The sequence below is a fragment of the Pantoea allii genome, from assembly GCF_002307475.1.
GTDB classification, from domain to species: domain Bacteria; phylum Pseudomonadota; class Gammaproteobacteria; order Enterobacterales; family Enterobacteriaceae; genus Pantoea; species Pantoea allii.
Genome location: NZ_NTMH01000023.1, coordinates 1 through 3,190, shown reverse-complemented (window position 1 = coordinate 3,190; position 3,190 = coordinate 1). Strand labels below are relative to the sequence as shown.

Here is a 3,190-nt window from a genome sequence, read left to right as displayed (position 1 = left end):
GCCGCCCGTCTCCGCCGAACCGCAAAGGGCCGCGTTTCGGGCCTCCCGGCTAAGGTCTGATGGCTGAGGTCAAGGGCTGCAACCGGCTGTCGCCGGTGCGTTCACCGGGCGCGGGCGCCCTGTAAGGCCGTCACGCCGTTCCGTCGTGCCGCAGGTGTTCATGCTCATGTTATCCCGTGCGGCTGTTCTGTTCCGGTGGTTCAGCGCGGAGGGCTGACAGTAGCACAGTCCGTCGCCCTCCCACTCCGGTACGCTTCGCCGTTCCTCACCCGTTCGCACTCGCCATAAACCCGGCTCGCTTGCGCTGCGGCTTCCGGTGACGCCTCCGTTCCGGTCGCCAGCCGGTGCCACTTTGCCCTTCGCCGCGATGAACTCACCGAAACATGGATAACAGCAACCGACAGAGGAGAACCAGCATGAACTCACACAACGTCAACACCGCCGCTTCTGAATCTACCGAAACATGGGTGAAAAAAAAATTCGACGTGCTTCTGCCCGTGCGTACAGAGCGCCTGCTCACCCTGGCACAACTGGAAGGTAATCTGATGACGTACCGCGCGCTGGCTGCGCTGGATGCGGTTGGTCCGGATCATCTGGAAGACCTGTCTGCTGATGTCCGGTACGCGGCACAACGCATCACGACGATGCTTGATGAAGGCGATATCGGCACCCCGTCTGCGTATGAGCTGGCGACGTCCGTCCGGTCCCTCGCCATTGAAATAGTGCCAGCAGAGTGGGCCTGGGTGGACGGGCCTGACCTGCCATCCCTGAAATACCTTCAGGAAAATGCCCCGCTTCAGCGCGAAGCGTTGCGGCAGTCGTTTATCGAGGCGGCGCGTCCGTTTGGCCTTACCGTCAGCGGTCGCATGGAATTTCCCGACGACGATATCTATCCCGGCACGTACTGGTGTGACGCAGAAGTCTCCCTGGGCCTTGCGGACTCTCTCCCGGAGGCGATGGAGCTGCTGGTAAAGGCAGACCTGAGCGGGGACTGGAAGCAGGAGGAACACCGTGGGTACGGCTTTGAACCGCACATCGCCACCATTACCGATATTGCACACCGCGTGGTGCTTCGCGGCAATGCCCGCTCGCTGGAGTGGGGCGTTCCGGAAACCGATCCGGCTGCATTTGAGCGTATTGCGGCACAGAAACAGGCGCTGCGTGAGAAGGCCGCTTATGAGTCCGGCTGGGACAACTATGAGACGGCCCGCCAGCTACGCCAGAAGGCCGACATGCTCGACCTGACAAGCGTTCACGCCGTCTGGGCGAACCATCCGCACGTGGCGGAAGCGCTGCGGGAATATCAGCATCCGTCCACGCGTCTGGACGAAACCGAAATTATGGAGGGTATGGAGTTTTAGGCGCAAAAAAAGCAGGGTTGCCCCTGCTTTCTTCACGGCGGGTAGCTGGAACTGCCCGCCACATCAAAATCCCACTCGGAGCAACGAATATGAATTTTGACCCGCAAATCGTCGCACAGGCGGCGCTGTTTGTAAACGCACTGCGCAGCGGCCAGTCTGCTCACGTACCGGCCATGCCGTTCAGACTGTGGCCTGCCTTTATCCGCTGCGTCAGGATGATGATGAGGGCCAGCGCATGAGCCAGCAGAATCAGACCGAAAAAGGTGACCTGAAGCCCGTTACGGAGGGCGATATTGCGCGCGCGCTGGGCCAGTACTGCGTCATCACCCTGGACAACGGGGATGAAGCGTTTTACATCCACGGTCAGTTCATTCACAGCACGGAAGGGGCGAATGATGATCCTACCCTGAAGGAAATCGCCAGGCTGTCGGCCCGCGCGGAATGGCAGTCGCTGAACTGCATCGATCTGGCCGTACCGGAAGACGATGAATGGTGCTGGAATGACATTGTTGAGCAGCTCGCCCGCCGTGCGCCCTCAGAAGAAGTGAGGGCCACGGTGACTGTAACGGGTTGCGAAACGAAGCGGGGGAGGGGCGTGCATTTCTGCAGTCATCCGCTGCTGAGTGGCCAGAATGCGAACATGTGGTTTCCGGTGGCAGAGGCGGAGTCGTGGTTTGAAGCGGTTGAGCGCATTCTGGTCATGAACGGGCTTGCCGAGAACCTGTGCCGTCTGGAGCCGCTGCGAAAAGGCAGCGATTACAACGACTGGCGTGCCACCTATAACCGCAAAGTGCGTATCTGACGGGGCAGGGCCGGTTGTTTCCGGCCCTCCTCTCTCAAACTAAGGAGAAGTACCCCATGCTGAATAACACTCCATCCGTTGTGACAACGCCCACACAGGTTGCGAATCCGGGATCGCTGAAAATAGCCGACCTGGATGACCTGGCCGATTACGCGCTGCATCCGGTTCCGTGGGAAATAACCGACGTGACCTGTAGCGCTGCGGCGGCAGTCGTCACCTTCGCCCGTTGCACGGGGCTGGACAGTAAAAATGACCAGGCAGAAACGGCCATTACCGATCTGCTGGCAAATCTTATGCACCTGTGCAGCGCTAAAGATCTGCCGTTCTGCGAGCTGCTTATCCGCGCCGGTGAGCATTTCAGGGATGAAGCCGCAGGCTGATTCCGTGCCGTGCAGGGCGCAAACCCTGCAGGCCCTTCGGGCCGGGCAAAACCCGGTGCTGACGCACCGGCTCCCTCCCTCCGCGTGCTGTGACTTTGCGGGGCAGCTTCACCACTCTGATATGTAATGTGACCATTCTGGCCAGTATTCATGCCAGAACGGGTATGGCCGGGCGAGTTTATGGCCAGTTTCCTCTGTCTGATGAACCATTTTCGCCTTCTCAGAAGCCACGGCCGGGACATGGCCCCCTTCGGCTCCTGCCCTGGCGGGCAGTCGTCAGCCCCACTCCGACCGGCGGCGGAAAAGCTGCCGCCCGTCTCCGCCGAACCGCAAAGGGCCGCGTTTCGGGCCTCCCGGCTAAGGTCTGATGGCTGAGGTCAAGGGCTGCAACCGGCTGTCGCCGGTGCGTTCACCGGGCGCGGGCGCCCTGTAAGGCCGTCACGCCGTTCCGTCGTGCCGCAGGTGTTCATGCTCATGTTATCCCGTGCGGCTGTTCTGTTCCGGTGGTTCAGCGCGGAGGGCTGACAGTAGCACAGTCCGTCGCCCTCCCACTCCGGTACGCTTCGCCGTTCCTCACCCGTTCGCACTCGCCATAAACCCGGCTCGCTTGCGCTGCGGCTTCCGGTGACGCCTCCGTTCCGGTCGCC

At 61.2% G+C, this 3,190-nt stretch carries 4 protein-coding genes; all 4 read left to right on the top strand.

Annotated elements, in window-relative coordinates:
- The first annotated feature begins 416 nt into the window (after positions 1-416).
- The 4 genes from CMR03_RS08175 to CMR03_RS08160 all read left to right on the top strand — a co-directional run bounded on the left by CMR03_RS08175 (position 417) and on the right by CMR03_RS08160 (position 2,543).
- Positions 417-1,361 carry a hypothetical protein gene (locus CMR03_RS08175; protein ID WP_096011277.1) on the top strand — a complete coding sequence of 315 codons (945 nt, stop codon included), beginning with the start codon at positions 417-419 and terminating at the stop codon, positions 1,359-1,361.
- 89 nt (positions 1,362-1,450) lie between these two features.
- The gene (locus tag CMR03_RS08170) at positions 1,451-1,600 is read left to right on the top strand and encodes a succinate dehydrogenase flavoprotein subunit (RefSeq protein WP_096011276.1); all 150 of its coding nucleotides are present in this window, start codon (positions 1,451-1,453) and stop codon (positions 1,598-1,600) included.
- On the top strand, positions 1,597-2,163 hold the full coding sequence (locus tag CMR03_RS25490; protein WP_244181348.1) for a hypothetical protein: 567 nt from the start codon (positions 1,597-1,599) through the stop codon (positions 2,161-2,163). The genes CMR03_RS08170 and CMR03_RS25490 overlap by 4 nt, the downstream gene beginning before the upstream one ends.
- A 56-nt stretch (positions 2,164-2,219) precedes the next feature.
- Positions 2,220-2,543 (top strand): hypothetical protein, encoded by a 324-nt coding sequence (locus tag CMR03_RS08160; RefSeq protein ID WP_096011275.1) that lies wholly within the window; start codon positions 2,220-2,222, stop codon positions 2,541-2,543.
- Positions 2,544-3,190 lie beyond the last annotated feature (647 nt).

Coding starts and splice junctions, on each gene's coding strand:
- CMR03_RS08175 (WP_096011277.1), top strand. CDS start 417: ATGAACTCACACAACGTCAACACCGCCGCTTCTGAATCTACCGAAACA.
- CMR03_RS08170 (WP_096011276.1), top strand. CDS start 1,451: ATGAATTTTGACCCGCAAATCGTCGCACAGGCGGCGCTGTTTGTAAAC.
- CMR03_RS25490 (WP_244181348.1), top strand. CDS start 1,597: ATGAGCCAGCAGAATCAGACCGAAAAAGGTGACCTGAAGCCCGTTACG.
- CMR03_RS08160 (WP_096011275.1), top strand. CDS start 2,220: ATGCTGAATAACACTCCATCCGTTGTGACAACGCCCACACAGGTTGCG.